The following is a 19045-nucleotide window of genomic DNA, read 5'->3' as shown; positions in this document are numbered from 1 at the left end:
ACCTGCTGCTCGTACACCGACTTGTTGTCGACCCGGAGCACCTCGAGGTCGTCCTCCATCGGCAGGCGGTAGGTGTTGACGCCGATGACGGCCTGCTGTCCGGAGTCGATGCGGGCCTGCGTGCGTGCCGCGGCCTCCTCGACGCGCATCTTGGGAATGCCGGCCTCGATGGCCTTGGCCATCCCGCCGGCCTCCTCGACCTCCTGGATGTGGGCCCAGGCTCGGTTGGCGAGGTCGTGGGTGAGCTTCTCGACGAAGTAGGAACCGCCCCACGGGTCGATGCTATGGGTGGTACCCGACTCCTGCTGCAGCAGCAGCTGGGTGTTGCGGGCGATGCGGGCGCTGAAGTCGGTGGGCAGCGCGATGGCTTCGTCGAGGGCGTTCGTGTGCAGGCTCTGGGTGTGGCCCTGGGTGGACGCCATCGCCTCGATGCAGGTGCGAGCCACGTTGTTGTAGACGTCCTGCGCGGTGAGCGACCAGCCCGACGTCTGGCTGTGGGTGCGCAGACTCAGGCTCTTGGGGTTCTTCGGCTCGAAGCCGGCCACCAGACGCGACCAGAGCGCGCGGGCGGCCCGCATCTTCGCGATCTCCATGTAGAAGTTCATGCCGATGGCCCAGAAGAACGACACCCGCGGCGCGAACGCGTCGATGTCGAGCCCGACGTCGAGACCCGCGCGGATGTACTCGACGCCGTCGGCCAGCGTGTAGGCGAGCTCGAGGTCGTTCGTCGCCCCGGCCTCCTGGATGTGGTAGCCGGAGACCGAGATGGAGTTGAACCGCGGCATCTTCTCCGCCGTGAACGCGAAGATGTCGGAGATGATCCGCATCGACGGCGCCGGCGGGTAGATGTAGGTGTTGCGGACCATGAACTCCTTGAGGATGTCGTTCTGGATGGTCCCGGACAGCTTCTCGGGCGGGACACCCTGCTCCTCGGCCGCGACGATGTAGAGCGCGAGCACCGGCAGCACGGCGCCGTTCATCGTCATGGAGACGCTCATCTCGTCGAGCGGGATGCCCTCGAACAGCTGACGCGCGTCGTAGATGGAGTCGATGGCCACCCCCGCCATGCCGACGTCGCCGCGAACGCGCGGATGGTCGGAGTCGTAGCCGCGGTGGGTGGCGAGGTCGAACGCGACCGACAGGCCCTTCTGTCCGGCCGCGAGATTGCGACGGTAGAACGCGTTGGACTCCTCGGCGGTCGAGAAGCCGGCGTACTGGCGGATCGTCCACGGCTGGGTCGTGTACATCGCCGGGTACGGGCCGCGCAGGAACGGGGCGAGGCCGGGATAGGTGTCGAGCGCATCGACGTCTTCGAGGTCGGCACTGGTGTAGAGGTGTTTGACGGGGATGCCCTCCGGCGAGTCCCACGCCTCGTGCTCAGTCGTTGAGCCTGTCGAAACGACCCCTTCGACAGGCTCAAGGGTCGGATCGGGATCGAGCGGGAGGCCGGCGAAGCTCTCGGGGATGCTCATGCCGTCAGCTCCTCTCGGGTACGGCGCAGGAAGTCGAGGGCATCGAGTCCGACCGCCGCAGAGTCGTCGGCACCGATGTCGGCCTTTCCGGTGACGATGACGTGTCGGGCACCGGCCAGGCGCAGCGCCTCGACCAGCGAGGTTCCCCACTCCTTGTACGCGGAGTCCGGGCCGGCCAGGCAGACGACGGGAAGCCCTTTGGCCTCGCGGTAGGCGCTGATGACGTCGTCGACACCCTCGGTGGCGCCGGCGACGACCGTGTCGATCCCGCCGGCGGCGAACAGGTTGGCGGCGAAGGTGGCGCGCGCCGTGTGCTGGGCGATGCGTCCCATGGTGGCGAGGAAGACCGGTGTGGTCGCTGGGTCGTCACGCATCTGCTCGAACGACTTGCCGTAGCGGTGCACGACCGGCGTGCGTCCGTACGGGCGGCGCTCGGGCGTCTGTTCGTGGATGTTCGGGAACTCGCTGAGTCCGGTGATGGGGCGGGATCGGACGGCGACCTCCTTCTCCCGGGCCTCGATGGCACTCCCGATCCGCGCCATCAGGCTGCCGTCGGCGATGGTAGCCACGATTCCGCCGGCGTCCTCGAGCTCACCGAACATGGCCCACGCGGCCCGAGCGAGATCGTCGGTGAGCTTCTCGACGGCGTGCGAGCCGCCGGCGGGGTCGGCGACGATCGCGACGTGCGACTCGCTGATCAGCAGGCTGGACGTGTTGCGGGCGATGCGGCGGCTGAACGCCTCGGGGAGGCCGAGCGGCTCGTCGAACGGCAGGACGGTGACCGCGTCCGCTCCCCCGGCACCCGCCGCAAATGCCGCGATCGTGGTGCGCAGCATGTTCACGTAGGGGTCGTACTCGGACATCATCGGGCGCGAGGTGACGGCGTGCTGCCGCTGCCCACGTGCGTCCGGCGTGACGCCGCTCAGCTCGGTGACGCGGTTCCAGAGCCGACGCGCGGCCCGCAGCTTCGCGATGGTGATGAACTGCTCGTCGGTGGCGGCATACCGGAAGTCGATCTGGCCGGCGGCGTCGTCGACACTCAGGCCGGACTCGACCAGCAGTCGAAGGTACGCAGCTCCGGCAGCGATGGAGTAGGCGAGCTCCTGCACCTCGGACGCACCGGCGTCGTGGACCGCAGTGGCGTCGACGAGGATGCCGCGGACGCCGCGAGCCCTCGCCAGCTCGACCACCTCGGTGGCGACTTCGAGGTCGGTCGCCCCGAAGCCTCGTACGGAAGCGCCGATCGGGTCGGCGCCGTAGTTCGTGCCCGGAGCAGGCTCGACCGATTTCTCGTCGATGACGGCGTCGAGTGCACTAGCGGCCGCGACGGGTGCATCCGGAGCGTCGAGCACCACGGGCGCGAGATCGACGAAGACGGGCTCCAGGATGCGGGCCAGGGCAGCGGCCGGAATCGCTCCCTCGCCCACGGTGAGCCAGAGCGAGTTGACGCCGTTCTCGATGTCGGCGACCACGTGGCCGGCGGTGACGTCGACGTCCGGGTCGGTGAACCAGGCGCGGACATCCCAGCCGTCGAGCTCACGAGTGGCTGAGGCGCCTCGGGTGAACGGCGCCTGGCCGGGCAGCCCAGGGTCGGGCAGGTCCTCGCTCAGCGCCGGCGTGCCGAGCGGCGTGACCGTGATGCCGTCGAGGGTCTCGTGCGCGAGCAGCCCCCAGACGCCTGCGTCGGGTGCATCGTCGGCGAGCTTCTTCGACTCGCGCAGCACGGCTGCTGCGGCCTTCTCCCAGTCGGCGGAGTCGACCTCGACGTCCTCGGCGAGCAGAACCGGCACGACACCGGGATCGGAGACCATAGTGCGAAGTGTAGGAACGCCCGCTGAGGCGACGCCACCTGGTGTGACGAATCCGACCGGTCTACGCGGTGTCGGGTCCGTCCATCAGCCGACGCGTGATGGCCTGCACGTCGGCATCGAGACCATCGACGCGCCGCGCGAGGGCGTCGACCTTGGTGTCGATCACGCGAATCTCGCCGCGCAGCTCGGCGAAGCCTCCCCGCATCTCAGCCAGGAATGTCCGCGAAATCAGATTGAACGAGAACGCCATCGCCCCGGCCAGCAACGACATCATGCCGATGAGCGCCGTCCAGGTCTGGGCGTCTGTCATGGAACCATCGTATGCCGCTGGCACCGAGGTCGGATGGTCGTCGCCGCGCACCTGTGGACGACGATCATTCGCACAGCCCGAGGTCACAGTTGCGCGTACGGGTCGCTGAAGCCGATGAACTTCGAGACATACGTGTCGACGGTGTAGTCGGAGAAGGACTCATCCACCGCTTTGCCGTCGAAGGCCTCCGCCATGAGGTGGCGCAGCAGGTTGGCACCCATCGCATGAGCGGCCGGGTAGTTGCCGCCGATGCGGCAGTTGACCTCCATGAGGGTCGGGCCGGTGCCGTCGTCGTACACGTCGAAGTTGACGATGCCGCGCATGGGCAGATCCTGGCCGACCTGACGGACGAGATCGATGAACGGATCCGGTGGGACCGACCTGAGCAGGAAGCTCTCGCCGTCCTGCTTGGCCAGGACCTCCTTGGCACAGAGGTCCACCAGCGCACCCGAGTGCACTGAGAAGTAGACATCGACGCAGTAGTGCCGACCCGCGTGGAAGGGTTGGAAGACGTACTCGGCGCCTGGCTCCTGGTTCTCGACCGCTCTGCTCGGCTTGTCGACCAGACGGAACCCACTGCTTCTCGAACCTCGCCGGTCCTTGCGGATGTAGGGATACGCGTCCGGGGGCGAAAGCGACGTCGGGACGGTGCTGATCCCGTGAGTCTGCATCCGCTCGAAGAAGGCGAACTTGTCCTCGCAGACCCGAGCCGTCTCAGCGTCAGGATGCAGGAACAACGCGTCGCCGAGCTCCCCGTTCGCTGCCAGCTCGCCGAGCACCGTGATCTCCGGGTCGACCAGCGAGAGGTACGCCGTGACATCGTTCTCGGCGAGCAACTGGGCATAGTGTCGACCGAAGTCGCCATCGCCGGCCAACGGAAGCCGTTCGAAGCGGATGACCTCTGCCCGTGCCGGAGCCAGCGGTGAGGCGTCGCAGCCGACGATCTCCACCCCGTGGGTGGCGCACTCCCTGGCCAGCAGACGTAGCGTTTCATTCCGTTTGCCGATCCCGGATATCAGGAGGCGGGGCACGGTCATGCGACAACCGCCCGCCGCCAGAGCTTCGCGCTGAAGTTCTCGTAGACGCGGTGCTGGTAGGACCAGTCCACCGACAAGCCCTTCCGCGTGAGGACCGGCTCGATCACTGGATCGTGGTTGATGGTGAGAACCACCTCGACGTTGTCCGGCATCTTCTCGAAGAAGTCCACCGCGAGCTCACCACGGAACGGGCTGAAGAACGTGAGGACGGTGAAGGGGGTGAGATCGATGTCGAGGGCGTTCCCCCGCGTCAGCGTTGCCCTGTCCCCCACGTTCGCCAGTGAGAGCTCGAAGGGCACCTTCCCGTGCTCCACACCGGAAAGTCGGGTGAAGCCGAGCTCCGACGCCACATGGAGCACCATGCCCGAGCCGTGACCAACATCCAGCAAGGCTGCGTCACGATCGATTTCCGCCGCCAGCAGGTACCTGCGGACGAGCCGTGGATGGGCGGGGAAGTTTCCCGCTCCCCCGCTCAGCGCGGAGTCCATCTCCTCCGGAGTCTGCGAGTTCGAGAATGCCGTGCCGTGCCGGCGGTCGTAGAACGACAGGTAGGTGTAGAAGTACGCGAGGTAGAGAGGTTTGACGATCTCCCCTCGGCGGACCCTCGCCACGAAAGCCCGCACCTTCTTGTTCATTCTCCAGCCTCCTCGGTCAGGAATCGGTGCGGAACATGACTCGGCCCTGCGCCGGATTGCCGGCCACCAGGCTTCCCGGTTCAACATCCGAGTAGACGATCGAGCCGGCGCTGATCTTCGAACACGCTCCGACCCGAACTCCGGGAAGCACGGCCGCGTGCGTTCCGACGAACACACCGTCGCCGAGTGACACACCTCCATTCAGAGCGACGTACGGCGACAACACGCAGTCGGTTCCCACGATGGTGTCGTGCGCCGCGGCCGCATGAACATTGATCACGGAATTCTCCCCCACCTGGGCACCTGCGCCGACCATGGCGAAGGGGCTGATGATGCAGCCCGGACCGATCGTCGCGGTCCGATCCACGAACGCCGACGCATGGATCAGGGTGCGGAGTCGTCCACCAGCCTTGGTGCCCGCCTGCGCGAGCCGTTGCCTGCTCGCCGGATCTCCGACCGCCACCACGAACTCGTGATCCGACCGGCTGGCCATGGTTTCCGTCGTGCCCAGGATGGGCAGCTCGGTCTCTGTACCGTCGAGCGCGTGCAGGTCATCGTCGACGAAACCGGCAACGTCGAGTCCCAGCTCTAGGGCATATGACAGCATCTGACGGCCGAAACCGCCCGCGCCGACAATGATCAGTGCCGTCATCAACCCACCGGTGGCTCGTCATGAATCTTCTCGAGCCGACGGTAGTCGATCTTGTCGTTCCCCAGCGTGGGAAAGACATCGAGTCGCTGGAAGGTGATCGCCTGAGGCGGCAGCTTTAGCACCTTCTCCAGATGCTGTTGTGCTGTGGTGACGGCCGACTCGTCCGTCGACAAGTGATGGACGTACAGGGTGTCACCGATGTTGACAGCAGCGCACTGACCAAGCCCTTGCACCATGGCTTCGATCTCGTCGAGGTTCAACCTCAAGCCGAAAAGCTTGGCAATGCGCTTCATCCTGCCGGTGATGTAGAGGAAGCCCTCGTCATCAAGGAATCCAAGATCGCCGGTCCGCAAGGTGTCCCCTTGAACATCACCCAGGCAGAGATCGGACACATCCGAGGCATACCCCATCATGACGTTCGGGCCGCGATACGCGACCTCACCCTCGCCCACCTCGCCGGCGTCGATCATCAGCTCCCCGCCATCGATGGCGCGGCCGACAGAGCCGATCTTCTCTGGCTGGCCGGTCACGGACAGGCAGCTGATGCGGGGGGCCGCCTCGGTCTGCCCGTACATCACATTGAGCCTGATGCCACGCGACTTCAACGCTTCGGCCAGAACTCGCGTTCTCTCGCGTGACATCGAGCCGCCGGCCTGAGTGACGTACTTCAGGTGAGGCAGGTCCATCGTGTCGAATCCGGTGCGGTCGAGCATCTGAAACGTGAACGGAACTCCTGCGAAGGATGTCACCTTGTGTGTTCGGACAGCCTCCCAGAACTCTTTCTGAAGAACACTCAGCTCGCCGACAACGACTGTGGCACCGACGACGAGATGCGAATTGATGACAGACATCCCGTAGCTGTAGTGGAACGGAAGAGTCGTGATCGCACGGTCGCTCCGCGTCAGTTCCAGAGACGTCGCGATCGCCTTGGCGTTGGAGAGCACATTCGCTCGCGACAACCTCACGAGTTTCTGACTTCCAGTGCTACCCGATGTCGTCAGCAGGACGGCGAGCTCTGGATGCAGCGGGGAATGCTCGATCCGAGATCTCACGAAGAGCGACGGCGCGACCTCCTGGTATCCGTCGACAACCGGGTCGTCGGTTCCACCCTCCCAGTGGATGTACGCCGGCTCATACCGGTCCACGAGATTCCGGCGGAACTCAACCGACAGGCCGTGGTCGAGCAGTGCGACGGGCTGATCGGACTGGACCGACGAGAGATACGCCAGGACCGAGGGCATCGAATTGCGAGCAAACAGGAAGATGAGCCTCCGCTCACCTTCGTAGACCGCCTCGCGCTTCTGAGTCCAGGTCACCAGATCGGCGTAAGTCAGCGTCGATCCCGTGGCCACGTTCACCAACGCCGGGCTGTCGTGGAGCCACGTGATGAGCCCGCTGTTCACGGCTGAACGGGATACATTCTGAGTGCACGGAGCGCTGATTCGAAGGATCGGATCTCGGACACGTGTTCAAGCGTGAGCATCAGGTCGAATTCCTTCTCGATCTGCGTCATGAGATGCATGTGCCTCAGCGAGTCCCACGCACCGACTCCTCTGTGCACCAGCGACTCGAAATCGGCGTCGCTCGGCATGTGGAACAGCCGCGCGAACACGTGCCGCAACCTCGTTTCCATGTCACCAAGCCTGTCGTCGCCGAGGAGTTGAAGCGCATCGTAACCCGCTGGCGATGCCCAGACGTGCTCATCCGCTCATCGGCAGGCGCTCGGCACGGTCACGTTGTTGGGCGTCGCCTCGATGCCCGGCGTGGTCGTGAAGACGGCGTCCTCGCGCTGGTCCTTGCCGGTGAACATCGACGCCTTCACGGTCATCTTCTGGCCGGGCGCGAGCAGGATCGTCTGACTCACCAGGTTGAGGCCGTCGTGCTCCACCCGGTTGACGAGCTCCTCCTCACCGTCGATCTCCAGACGCGTCACGAGCCCGCCGTACGGGGCGTAGAACGTCATGATCATGCGGAAATACCCCGGCTTCCCGCGGTCGCCGGTCCCGAGGATCGACCGAGGCAGGCTGCGGGCATTTTTCGGTGCGACCGACCGCAGCACGGTGGTGGCGGTCAGTGACTGGGCGCCGTCTCGCGTACAGGCCGTCGCCCGTACCACTGTCCTCTTCCGGAGGTAGTACTCGAGCTTCGCCTGGGTGGCATCGTTGTAGAAGATGCCGACGTGAGGGGTCGTTCCCCGGTCTCCAGCCAGCGCACCGCCGACCCGGGTCGACGCCAGGGTCCGTTGTTCGGCTCGCCGCGCCGAGGAGATCAGGATCCGGCTCTCGCCCGCGGCTTTCGCCAAGCTTTCGAGCAGCGCCTGGCTGCCACCCTTGCCTGACACGACGGCACCGAAGACGCGTCTGGTCGCATCGGCGAAGTAGGCGTCTTGGGCCTCGTTCTCGGGGATCTCGAGGTACACGTCGTTGAGCAGTTTCTTCACGGCATTGTCGCTGGTCAGAGACGTGCCGTCGCTCAGCTTGACCGGCCCAGTGGCCTCGAGGATGTAGGACAGCGCAACGGGATCGAGCGAGATCACTCCGTCGGTCTTGCGGTCGAGCTCCCGGCGAACCATGGCACGCATGATCTGCGCCGCGCGAGGGAAGTCGGGGGTGAGCGTCGTGTCGCCCCAGAAGCCGGTGAGCAGGATCGAGTAGAGCCGCTGCTCGTCCTGCGTGGGCTTGATCGGGAGGTCGTCGGCGAAATACGGAAACTCCGACCCGGCGCCTTGACGTCCCAGGCTGATCCGGCCGTCGTCGGCGTTCAGGATCGCGAAGGCTCCGGGCAGTCCGCCGGTCGAGCGGATCTCGGCGTTGTTCTGGAACGCGAGGACGTAGGAGCGCTTGTCGGAGCCGCCCAGCATGTCCGGGATCAACCGCGCAGCCTTCGCTCCAGCGCGGACGGTGGAGCGAGCGTCGTCGACTCTGGTCTGGAGCTCCGTCACCGGACCCTGCAACGGCCCGACCAGCCCGTCGGGGTCGATCTCACGAAGCTCGAGCCACCCTCGGGTGAGCGCTGCGTCGGCACTCTGCAACCCGGGCGAGACGTCTTGCACCGCGTCGACGTCGATCCGACCGTCTTGCGGGCTGAAGACCTCAGCACCCACCTGGTCGGCGATGTCGACCAGCGGATCGAGCCCGTCGCTGCTGATGTCCTGAAGAGCACGAGAGATCGTCTGGACGGAAGCGAAGTTCTGGCCGATGAGGGGCGTCCGGGCGGCCACGTTCCACAAGGGGCCGTCGGTGTGCGACTCAGCCTCATCGGTGGAGTCCTGGAGCTGGGCCAGCACCCCCCGGGCGGCGTCCACCTCGCCGTTCGACACCTGCACCCTCAGGTCGGCGGCCTGCTCCTCCGCACGCTGGAGCGCTCCTCGTGCCTGCGCGGTGTCGTAGGCCAGTACCAGCCCGGCGCCGAGGACCACGAGTGCGACGGCCGCGGCCGCCACCAGCAGCCAGCGCCGCACGGATCGACGACGCTGCCCGCGGGTGTCAGGCAGCTTCTTGGTTCCTGCGGCGGGCGAAGTACAGGACTCCCGCGCCGACGAGCATCAGGGTGATGCCGGTGCCGATGATCATCGAGTCCGGTCCGCCGGTGTCGGGGAGGTCGCCACTGCTCTTCTTGTCCCCATCGCCGTCGCCATCTTCGTCGTCCTGACCCTCAAGCTCAATCGTGACGGAATCTTCGCAATCGACGTCGTCGACCTCGTACTCCGCTGTGATGGTGACGTCTTCGTCGTCGTCGACCTCGGGGAAGGAGAACGTGAAGTCGGTTGAGCTGTCGCCCGACTCATCTTGACCGTTGAAGTCGTTGGTGATCTCCATGTCGCCGCCGCTGGGGGTCCCCTCCGCCTCGCCCTCGACACTGCCCGCACCGTCGAGGGAGTCGGGATCGACGTCGAGCTCAACCACGCACCCTCCGTATGGCGGGTCGGCGGATGCCGCACTCGGAGTCAACAGCCCGAACCCCGCAACCAGGACGGCAATGGCCGCCAGTTTCAAGCTGTTCATGTGTGCTCCTCCGTTGCGGAAGTGGAGAGAAACTGCTTCACCATACTGGGGTTTTCGCATATCTGTCGACGATTTTGGATGAAACTGGTGTTACAGATGGTTTCGGTTCGACCGTGCATCAGCCACTGGTGCCGCGGCTAGACTCGACGGACTTCCTAGGTGGTCGGTACTCATCATGCGTATATGGCTCATCCAGCAGGCTCGGTCTCACCGCGCGCCGTCCCTGATCGCCCTGGACTCGTTCGCGTGGCTGATGGCGTTCTACCTCGCCGCCGCGTTCCGGCTTGAGACGTGGACGGTGTCGGCCACCCTCCACCTGGATTCGTCACAAGGCACCGTCCCGCTCGGCGGCGTGCTCACGCTCGGCACGACTGCGGCCTTCCTCCACTGCCTCCTCGCCTGGCAGACCCGCGCTCACCACGGGCGTGCGAAGTTCGGCAGCTTCGAGGAGATCTTCCTGCTGTCCAACGTGATCGGCACCGTCGGCATCGTGCTGACCCTCGCCAACGCACTGCTTCCCGGAGCACTGCTGCTCCCGCGCGCGGCCCCGATCGGGGCCGCAGCGATCGCGCTCATCATCGCCTGCTGGGGACGCGCCACCTGGCGATACCTGGTCGACGAAGCAAGGCCGAGTCCCACCGGTGACGTCGGTCGCCCGATCCTGGTCGTCGGAGCCGGCGACGGCGCCCGCCAGCTGATCGACTCGATGCTCCGCGATCCGCACCACACCTGGAAGCCGGTCGGGATGCTCGACGACGACCGGCACAGACGCCATCTCCGTTATCGGGGTGTCCAGGTCGTCGGCCCGATCGACGCGCTGCCAGAGGCCGCGACGAACCGGGGTGCCGACACGATCGTTGTCGCGATCCCCAGCGCCGGCGCCGACCTGATGATCCGCATCAGCAACCTCGCCCGCGGCGGCGACCTGGACGTCAAGGTGCTTCCCAGCGTCAGCGAGCTGCTCGCCGGTGTGGACCTCACCCACGTTCGCGACATCGCTCCGGAGGACTTCCTCGGACGACACCAGGTCGAGACCGACATCGCCTCGATCGCCGGCTTCCTCCAGGACAAGAGGGTCCTCGTCACCGGCGCGGGCGGCTCGATCGGTTCCGAGCTGTGCCGTCAGATCCAGGACTTCGCCCCCGCCGAGCTGATGATGCTCGATCGCGACGAGTCGGCGCTCCACTCGCTGCTGCTGTCGATGAATGGCCGCGCCGACCTCGACTCGTCCGACGTCATCCTCGCCAACGTCCGCGAAGCCGAGCGGATGCGCGAGATCTTCGAGAGCCGTCGGCCTCAGGTCGTGTTCCACGCCGCCGCTCTGAAGCACGTGAACATGCTCGAGGGCCACGCCGCCGAAGCCGTGAAGACCAACGTGCTCGGAACCCTCAACGTGCTCGAAGCCGCCAGGTCCGTTGGCGTCGAGAGGTTCGTGAACATCTCCACCGACAAGGCCGCCGATCCGCAGAGCGTCCTCGGCCACTCCAAGCGGATCTCCGAAGGTTTGACCAAGGCAGCGTCCACCAACGGCGACACCTATCTCAGCGTGCGGTTCGGCAACGTCCTCGGCACGAGCGGATCTGTGCTCAGGACATTCGCCTCACAGGTCGAGCTTGGAGGTCCCGTCACCGTCACCCACCCCGAGGTCACCCGCTACTTCATGACGGTGAGGGAGTCGATCCAGCTGGTCATCCAGGCGGCTGCCATCGGCCAGGACGGGGAGGCGCTTGTCCTCGACATGGGCGAGCCGGTGAAAATCCTCGACGTCGCGCGGATGTACATCGAGAGGTCCAGTCAACCGATCGACCTCGTGTTTACCGGGCTCAAGCCCGGCGAGAAGCTCCACGAGGCCCGCCTCGGCCTGGGCGAGGTGGACCGGCGGCCCATCCATCCGCTCATCTCCCATGTGCCGGTCCCCCTCGTGACACAACCCGAGGTGCTGTCGCTCCCCGTCCGTGGCGATAACCAACTGGTCGCGGCCGCGATGAAAGCCCTGACGGATCACATGTGCCTGCCCGCGAGGCAAGAGATCCGCATTTGACGCCGTGGAATCAACCCGAGAAGACATCAGTCGCGCCTTATCGTGGTGGGGACGAGAGAGGGCCCTTGACGACACCGATGATCGCGTCCTCTGCCGATGTCGCCCTTAGCGCGGCCGTCGGCAATGGTTCGTCTGTCTGGGACCTGGCGCAGGTTCGCGAAGGGGCCACGATCGGGGTTGAGTGCACCGTCGGCCGTGGGGCCTACATCGGTTCCGGAGTCGTCATCGGAGACCGGGTGAAGGTCCAGAACTACGCACTGGTCTACGAACCGGCGGTGGTCGACGATGGCGTGTTCATCGGTCCAGGAGTTGTGCTGACCAATGACGTCTCGCCTCGGGCCGTCAACCCGGACGGCACGCTCAAGTCGGCATTGGATTGGGATCCGGTCGGCGTGACCGTGCACTTTGGTGCCTCCCTGGGTGCGCGTTCTGTGTGCGTCGCCCCGGTGACGATCGGCAGCTGGTCGATGGTGGCGGCAGGGTCCGTCGTCACCGAGAACGTGCTGGCCCACGCGCTCGTCGCCGGTGTCCCGGCACGTCGCATCGGCTGGGTCGGCCGCACCGGACGACGCCTGAACGAACATGAGGACGGCACCCTCGTGTGCCCGGACACGGGTGACCGCTTTCGCGAGAGTGGCGGCACCCTGGCCGTCATCGAGAGCTGAGTCGGTATGAACGACTTCATTCCTGCCGCCAAGCCGCTGATCGATGACGAGGAACGCCAGGCAGTCGACCGGGTGATGCGGAGCGGCATGATCACCCAAGGTCCAGAGGTGGCGGCCTTCGAGCGGGAGTTCGCCGAACACTTCGGGCTCGGACGATGCTGTGTCGCGGTCAGCTCCGGGACGTCCGGACTGCACCTGGGCCTGCTCGCTGCGGGCGTCAAGCCGGGCGACGAGGTCATCGTCCCGTCCTTCACCTTCGCCGCGACCGCCAACGCTGTGGCCTTGACGGGTGCCGCTCCGGTCTTTGCCGACATCGATCCGATCTCGTTCTGTCTCGATCCCGCGTCGGTCGAGGCGGCGATCACCGATCGCACGGTCGCGGTGATGCCCGTCCATCTCTACGGGCATCCCGCGGACATGTCCGCCCTGGGGGCGATCGCCGAGCGTCATCGTCTGCTCGTCTTCGAGGACGCCGCCCAGGCGCATGGGGCGTCGCTAGACGGCAAGCCGGTTGGCGCCTTCGGATCGTTCGCGATGTTCTCGCTCTATCCCACGAAGAACATGACCTCCGGCGAGGGCGGCATGGTCTCCGTGGCCGACGACGATCTCGAGCGCTTGCTGCGGCTCTACCGCAACCAAGGCATGCAGCGGCCGTACGAGAACGAAGTGGTCGGGTTCAACGCACGCATGACCGACATCCATGCGGCCATCGGTCGCGTCCAGCTGACGAAGGTCAATGGCTGGACCACACGTCGGCAAGACCATGCGGCATTTCTGACCGAGAACCTCGACGGTGTGACCACGCCGACCGTTGCGGCCGGTGCGGTGCATGTCTTCCACCAGTACACGGTGCGGGTGGCCGACGACCGGGACGGCCTTGCGAAGGCTCTGAGGGACGAGTACGACATCGAGTCGGGGCTGTTCTACCCGATCCCCAACCACCGGCTGACACCGTTCCAGGCCGACATCGACCTTCCGGAGACGGAGGCAGCCTCGCGCGAGTGTCTGTCCTTGCCCGTCCACCCGTCAATTTCCGGGGCCGACCTCGAACGCATCGTCACCGCGGTGAACACCCTGACGAAGGCGGGTGGCTGACGTGAGCAAGCTGCGCCTCGGACTGGTCGGCATCGGCATGATGGGTCGCAACCACGCCCGGGTGCTCAACTCCATCGATGACATCGAGCTCGTCTCGGTGGCCGATCCTGCCGGCGACCAGCACGGCACGGCCGGCGACGCCGTCGTGGTGGCCACCGTGTCCGAGATGATCGCGCAGGGGATCGAGGCGGCAGTCGTTGCCATCCCCACGACATTCCACCTCCAGGCGGGCCTCGAGCTCGCTGACGCCGGCATCCACACGATGATCGAGAAACCCCTGGCCACCGACTCTGCTGAGTCAGAGCGGCTGGTCGACGTCTTCGAGAACGCGGGCCTCACGAACGCCGTCGGCCATATCGAACGGTTCAACCCCGCTCTCCGTGCGTTGCGCACCCGGCTGGAGAACGGCGACCTCGGCGACATCTACCAAGTCGCGACCCGCAGGCAGGGGCCGTTCCCCCATCGGAGCTTCGATGTCGGTGTGGTGAAGGACTTGGCGACTCACGACATCGACCTGACCGCCTGGGTGATCCAGTCGCCGTACGCCGTGGTCTCTGCCCACACGGCGCACAAGAGTGGCCGTGAGCATGAAGACCTCATCTCGATCACCGCCATGATGATCGACGGGACCGTGGCGAGTCACCTGGTGAACTGGCTGTCTCCGCTGAAGGAGCGCGTGACCGTCGTCACCGGCGAGAAGGGTGCCTTCATCGCCGACACGCTTCACGGCGACCTCACGTTCCACGAGAACGGTGTCGTTGCCACCGAATGGGAGCAGGTGCGGTCATTCCGAGGAGTCACCGAGGGCAACAGCACTCGTTTCGCGATACCCAAGCCTGAGCCACTGCTCGTCCAGCATCGGAACTTCCGCGACGCCATCCTTGGCCGGTCCAACGACATCGTCACGATGCGGGAAGGTCTCGCCACTGTCGCGGTTGCCGACGCATGTATCACGTCCGCACGTGAGGGCCGGGCTGTCCAGATCGCCGAGGGCAAGGCATGAAGATCGCCGTCGTCGGGCTCGGCAAGATCGGCCTACCCCTTGCGGCACAGTTCGCGCACACCGGCCACCACGTCATCGGCGTGGACATCGACGCCGAGACCGTCGCGACCGTCAACGCAGGCACGGAGCCTTTCCCCGGCGAGGCCGACCTCGCCGAGTACCTGCAACGACTGGTACCGACCGGCCGTCTGGTCGCCACCACCGACTACGCCGAGGCGATCCCTGTTTCTGACGCCGTGGTCGTCGTCGTGCCCCTGTTCGTGGATGCGGACGGTCGGCCCGACTTCGGCCGGATGGACAGCGCGACGAAGGACATCGCCGCGAACCTGACGGCCGGCACCCTGGTGATCTACGAGACCACTCTTCCCGTTGGCACTACCCGCTCCCGTTGGAAACCGGCGCTCGAAGCCGGCAGCGGACTCGTCGAAGGCACGGACTTTCACGTGGTCTTCTCGCCCGAGCGCGTGTTGACCGGGCGGGTCTTCGAGGACCTGCGCAAGTACCCGAAACTGCTGGGCGGACTGACCGAACAGGGTGCCCAGCGCGCCAAGACGTTCTATGAACAGGTCCTCGAGTTCGACGAGCGTCCTGACCTCGAGCGAGGCAACGGGGTCTGGGATCTCGGGTCGGCCGAGGCCGCAGAGATGGCGAAGCTGGCAGAATCCACGTACCGCGACGTGAACATCGGCTTGGCCAACCAGTTCGCCGTCTTCGCCGAGAAGGCCGGCATCGACGTCTACCAGGTGATCGACGCAGCGAACTCCCAGCCGTTCAGCCACATCCACCAGCCCGGCATCTCGGTAGGGGGCCACTGCATCCCCGTGTATCCGCACCTCTATCTCTCCAACGATCCCGACGCCACGATCGTCCGAGCCGCGCGCGAAGCGAATGCCGCCATGCCGAAGCACGCGGTCGACCTCTTGGAGGAGGCACACGGCGATCTCAAGGAAGCACGAGTCGCGGTCCTGGGGGCCGCGTACCGGGCCGGCGTCAAGGAGACCGCGTTCAGCGGCGTCTTTGCGACGGTCGACGAACTGGAGCGTCGCGGCGCCACGGTGACCGTAGACGATCCGCTCTACTCGGCTGATGAGCTGATTGCGTTGGGACTGACCCCGCACGCGCAGGGTGACACCGTCGAAGCTGCGATCATCCATACCGATCATCGCGAGTACGCGACACTCCGTCTGGAGGATCTCCCGGGCCTTCGGACCCTCGTCGACGGTCGCCAGATCGTGCCCGTTGGGTACCTCGACGGTGTGGAATTGGTGACTCTCGGGCAGTCGGGATGAGCACGGTAAAGCCGACCTTCCGAGCAAACTTCTCTCGGGTTGCGCGCGCCAATCTGATCGCCCTGGCCCTGCCTGTCCTGGCCGCCCCGATCCTGTCGAGACTGTTCCTCCCAAGCGACTTCGCGTCGCTTGCGGTGTTCGTCGCGATCGCGGCCGTGATTGGTGCATTCGCAACCTGGCGCTTCGACTGGGTCGTTCCCAATGAGCCGGATGCAGTCCGGGCCAAGACCTTGTTCGTCCTCGGCGGGTGTGTTCTCGTCTTCTCAACGCTCGTCGTTCTTGTAGTGCTCTGCGTCGCGCAGGTGGCCGTCGGGCTCGAGACATGGTCCGCGCAGCTGGGGCTGTTGCTCCTCTTGCTCCCATTGCTGGTCCTCGCGGGCGGCCTGCGTGACCTGTTCAGCGGCTGGTTCGTACGTCGTGGGGATCTCACGGCCGTGAGCCGCGCGACAGTCTCGCGGAGCGTCGCGAACGTCTTGCTCTCGATCGGGAGCGGGGCGGCCCGCATGGGCGCGACAGGATTGATCGGCGCCGCTGTGCTGTCGGCTTGGGCGGGCAGCTACACCTTGGCGCGGCATAGCGGAGTCAAACTGCGCGACGCACTTGGAGGGGTCAGTCGACTTTCTCTCCGCTCGGTACTGCGAGCACACGGCCGCACGGCCACCTGGTCGACCGCGGTTTCGATACTCAATGCGCTCAGCCTGAACGCGCCGGTACTCGTGCTGGCTGTCTTCTTCTCGCCGGTTCAGGTGGGCTGGTATGCGCTCATCAACCGAACAGCGGCAGCGCCGATCAGTGCTGTGACGGCAGCGCTCGCTCAAAGCTTCTGGTCCTTGGCCGCCGACCACGCGCGTCGTCACGAATACGAGGAGATCGCCCAGGCCTACCAGCGAGTCACACGCCGCCTTGCCGTGGCCGCTCTGGTCGTCGTGGGCCTGTGTCTCACGGGTCCGATCGTTGTTGGCCCAATCCTGGGTTCTGAGTGGGCAGGTGCCGGCTTCGTCCTCATGGCCATGGCGCCGATGCTGGTGGGCAATGTGATGTTCTCCCCGACGAATCACCTCGTGGTCTTTGACAAGCAACACCTTCAACTTGCGGTCGACCTGCTGCGACTGCTCCTGGTGATCGGTGCCATCAGCAGTGCGTACTATCTCGATCTCGGGTTCTACGTCGCAGTATTTCTTGCCTCAACAGGTTCGCTGGCCGCACATACCCTGCTGTTCTTCCTCCACGTAAAGGTGCACGGTTCGAATGTCAGCCGATGAATTTCGAGGTTTTTGGGACGCGCAGACGTCCAGTCTTCATCGCTCGGCGGATGCTGAGTACTACGACCGCAAGGCCGACGAACATGCTGCCTTGATGACGCCGGAAGAAAAGACGGCAGGTTGCGTTGACCTCGGGTGTGGGGCGGGCGAACTGCTGTATTACTTCTCGGACCACGCAAAGGTTGACATGGGGATCGACTATTCGCAGTCGATGCTGGACGTGGCACACCGTCGACTCGACGGAAAATCAATCGCCTTGTCTGACGTCGACGCCTTCACGTACCTGCCTGAATGCACGTCGCCGACGTGGGTGACGACGGGCGCCCTCAATCAATTTCTCTCCTCGCATCGGCTCGCCGACCTCATGGACTTGTTCACGGTGAATGAATCGGCGCGATCATTCTATCTTTTCGACTGCGTCGACCCGGTGAGGTACGCGATGCTGCCCTGCGGAATCGGCTACCAACCGATGAAGGTGTCAGAGAGGAAGCCCTTGAGCCGTCTCATGCGTCGAAGTCTCCGGACCGTGGGAAGGCTCCTCCGGATGGCGCAGATCGTTCTCCTGCCTAGGAAACAGAGGGAATGGGCTCGGCTCCCCGGAGAAGGCATGGGATTCGGTTACCTTCCCTCGTTCTGGCTACACCAGGCGGACGTGCACCAGCTGAGCATCGAGATCGTCAGCTCCCGGTATTACGAGTACCGGTACCACGTGATCCTTCGGAAGCCCGGCTTCGATGGATGACCAGCACATCTATCGCGGCGCGTGTGATGACGAATCCATCACACCGCCGATCTTTCTCCAGCCGTGGTGGCTGGATGCGGCGTGTGGACCGAACGCGTGGGATGTGTCACTGGCGGTCAAGGCGGACGGCGTACATGCGGCACTGCCGTACTTTCAGCGTCGCGCGCGTGGCTTGCGACTCCTCACCCAGCCGGCCTTGACCCCCTACTTGGGTCCATGGATACTCGAAACAGGAGCGGAACGGAACGCCGAGTATTCCCGCCAGAACGAGCTGATGTCGGCGCTCATCGACGGCCTACCCCGTCGACTGAATTACGTTCAGAAGTGGTCGCCCACGATCACCAACTGGCTCCCCTTCTATTGGCGTGGCTTCGAGCAAACGACCCGCTACACCTACATGCTGGACGACCTGTCCGATGAGGAACGCCTGTGGCGAGGACTGACCGGAAGCACGCGAAGGGAAATCCGGAAGGCCGAATCAAGGCACCAGATGACAGCCTCGGCCGACGCCACCCTGGACGAGCTTCTTTCCCTCAACGTGATGACATTCGCCCGGCAGGGGCTTGACCAGCCTTACTCGACGGAGTACGTCGAGCGCCTCGACGCGGCTTGCCAAAAGCACGACTGCCGTCGGATCATCATCGCCCGAGACTCACAGGGCCGGCCACACGCGGGCGTGTACGTCGTGTGGGATCGCGACAGCGCCTACTACTTGATGGGCGCCGGGGATCCGGACCTGCGATCCAGCGGTGCGGCGAGTTTGTGCATGTGGGAGGCCATACGTTCGGCCTCGACAGTCTCGAAAAGCTTCAACTTCGAGGGTTCCATGATCGAACCGATCGAACGATTCTTTCGAGGTTTCGGGGCTCGCCAGACTCCCTATTTCCAGGTCTCTCGATTCTCCTCGAAGGCGATCAGGACGGCTGCCGTGCTGAGTGGACGCATGTAGTGGACGAGACATGAGCAAGGCAGCCACAGCCGTCACCGTCGACATCACTCCGACATCCCCCATGGAGCTGTTCGGCTA

The 19045-nt window shown here is 65.2% G+C and carries 18 protein-coding genes; 8 read left to right on the top strand and 10 right to left on the bottom strand.

Annotation, left to right across the window (positions count from 1 at the left end; translation table 11 throughout):
• From scpA to ACRDPN_RS05890, 10 genes are all read right to left on the bottom strand, one after another.
• On the bottom strand, window positions 1-1472 hold a 1472-nt coding region (gene scpA, locus ACRDPN_RS05935; protein WP_431446450.1), incomplete at its 3' end, for a methylmalonyl-CoA mutase.
• Entirely contained in the window at window positions 1469-3283 is a 1815-nt protein-coding gene (locus tag ACRDPN_RS05930; protein WP_431446449.1) for a methylmalonyl-CoA mutase subunit beta, read from the bottom strand. The genes ACRDPN_RS05930 and scpA, both read right to left, overlap by 4 nt.
• A gap of 61 nt (window positions 3284-3344) precedes the next feature.
• Complete coding sequence (locus ACRDPN_RS05925; protein ID WP_431446448.1) at window positions 3345-3593, bottom strand: hypothetical protein; 249 nt, start codon at window positions 3591-3593, stop codon at window positions 3345-3347.
• Between the two features lie 83 nt (window positions 3594-3676).
• On the bottom strand, window positions 3677-4630 hold the full coding sequence (locus tag ACRDPN_RS05920; protein ID WP_431446447.1) for an ATP-grasp domain-containing protein: 954 nt from the start codon (window positions 4628-4630) through the stop codon (window positions 3677-3679).
• Window positions 4627-5265: a hypothetical protein gene (locus ACRDPN_RS05915; protein ID WP_431446446.1), complete on the bottom strand. Its 639-nt coding sequence runs from the start codon at window positions 5263-5265 to the stop codon at window positions 4627-4629. Before ACRDPN_RS05915 ends, ACRDPN_RS05920 begins: the two co-directional genes overlap by 4 nt.
• A gap of 16 nt (window positions 5266-5281) precedes the next feature.
• On the bottom strand, window positions 5282-5917 hold the full coding sequence (locus tag ACRDPN_RS05910; RefSeq protein ID WP_431446445.1) for an acetyltransferase: 636 nt from the start codon (window positions 5915-5917) through the stop codon (window positions 5282-5284).
• Window positions 5917-7320, bottom strand: a complete 1404-nt coding sequence (locus ACRDPN_RS05905) for an AMP-binding protein (protein WP_431446444.1) — start codon at window positions 7318-7320, stop codon at window positions 5917-5919. Before ACRDPN_RS05905 ends, ACRDPN_RS05910 begins: the two co-directional genes overlap by 1 nt.
• On the bottom strand, window positions 7317-7529 hold the full coding sequence (locus ACRDPN_RS05900; RefSeq protein WP_431446443.1) for a hypothetical protein: 213 nt from the start codon (window positions 7527-7529) through the stop codon (window positions 7317-7319). The genes ACRDPN_RS05905 and ACRDPN_RS05900 overlap by 4 nt, the downstream gene beginning before the upstream one ends.
• Window positions 7530-7625: 96 nt before the next feature.
• On the bottom strand, window positions 7626-9377 hold the full coding sequence (locus ACRDPN_RS05895) for a DUF4012 domain-containing protein (protein WP_431446442.1): 1752 nt from the start codon (window positions 9375-9377) through the stop codon (window positions 7626-7628).
• A gap of 25 nt (window positions 9378-9402) precedes the next feature.
• On the bottom strand, window positions 9403-9921 hold the full coding sequence (locus ACRDPN_RS05890) for an LPXTG cell wall anchor domain-containing protein (protein WP_431446441.1): 519 nt from the start codon (window positions 9919-9921) through the stop codon (window positions 9403-9405).
• Between the two features lie 175 nt (window positions 9922-10096).
• Between ACRDPN_RS05890 and ACRDPN_RS05885 the strand changes: the two genes are divergently transcribed.
• The 8 genes from ACRDPN_RS05885 to ACRDPN_RS05850 all read left to right on the top strand — a co-directional run bounded on the left by ACRDPN_RS05885 (window position 10097) and on the right by ACRDPN_RS05850 (window position 18967).
• Complete coding sequence (locus ACRDPN_RS05885) at window positions 10097-11962, top strand: polysaccharide biosynthesis protein (protein ID WP_431446440.1); 1866 nt, start codon at window positions 10097-10099, stop codon at window positions 11960-11962.
• 65 nt (window positions 11963-12027) lie between these two features.
• On the top strand, window positions 12028-12627 hold the full coding sequence (locus ACRDPN_RS05880; RefSeq protein WP_431446439.1) for an acyltransferase: 600 nt from the start codon (window positions 12028-12030) through the stop codon (window positions 12625-12627).
• 6 nt (window positions 12628-12633) lie between these two features.
• On the top strand, window positions 12634-13722 hold the full coding sequence (locus tag ACRDPN_RS05875; protein ID WP_431446438.1) for a DegT/DnrJ/EryC1/StrS family aminotransferase: 1089 nt from the start codon (window positions 12634-12636) through the stop codon (window positions 13720-13722).
• A gap of 1 nt (window position 13723) precedes the next feature.
• On the top strand, window positions 13724-14725 hold the full coding sequence (locus ACRDPN_RS05870; protein ID WP_431446437.1) for a Gfo/Idh/MocA family oxidoreductase: 1002 nt from the start codon (window positions 13724-13726) through the stop codon (window positions 14723-14725).
• Window positions 14722-16014 carry a nucleotide sugar dehydrogenase gene (locus tag ACRDPN_RS05865; protein ID WP_431446436.1) on the top strand — a complete coding sequence of 431 codons (1293 nt, stop codon included), beginning with the start codon at window positions 14722-14724 and terminating at the stop codon, window positions 16012-16014. Before ACRDPN_RS05870 ends, ACRDPN_RS05865 begins: the two co-directional genes overlap by 4 nt.
• Window positions 16011-17276 carry a lipopolysaccharide biosynthesis protein gene (locus tag ACRDPN_RS05860; protein WP_431446435.1) on the top strand — a complete coding sequence of 422 codons (1266 nt, stop codon included), beginning with the start codon at window positions 16011-16013 and terminating at the stop codon, window positions 17274-17276. Before ACRDPN_RS05865 ends, ACRDPN_RS05860 begins: the two co-directional genes overlap by 4 nt.
• 94 nt (window positions 17277-17370) lie before the next feature.
• Complete coding sequence (locus tag ACRDPN_RS05855; protein ID WP_431446434.1) at window positions 17371-18018, top strand: methyltransferase domain-containing protein; 648 nt, start codon at window positions 17371-17373, stop codon at window positions 18016-18018.
• Window positions 18011-18967 (top strand): GNAT family N-acetyltransferase, encoded by a 957-nt coding sequence (locus tag ACRDPN_RS05850; RefSeq protein ID WP_431446433.1) that lies wholly within the window; start codon window positions 18011-18013, stop codon window positions 18965-18967. The genes ACRDPN_RS05855 and ACRDPN_RS05850 overlap by 8 nt, the downstream gene beginning before the upstream one ends.
• Window positions 18968-19045 lie beyond the last annotated feature (78 nt).

Source organism: Aeromicrobium sp. (assembly GCF_050700635.1).
In the GTDB taxonomy this organism is placed as follows: Bacteria; Actinomycetota; Actinomycetes; order Propionibacteriales; family Nocardioidaceae; genus Aeromicrobium.
This window is presented reverse-complemented; position numbering and strand designations above follow the sequence as displayed.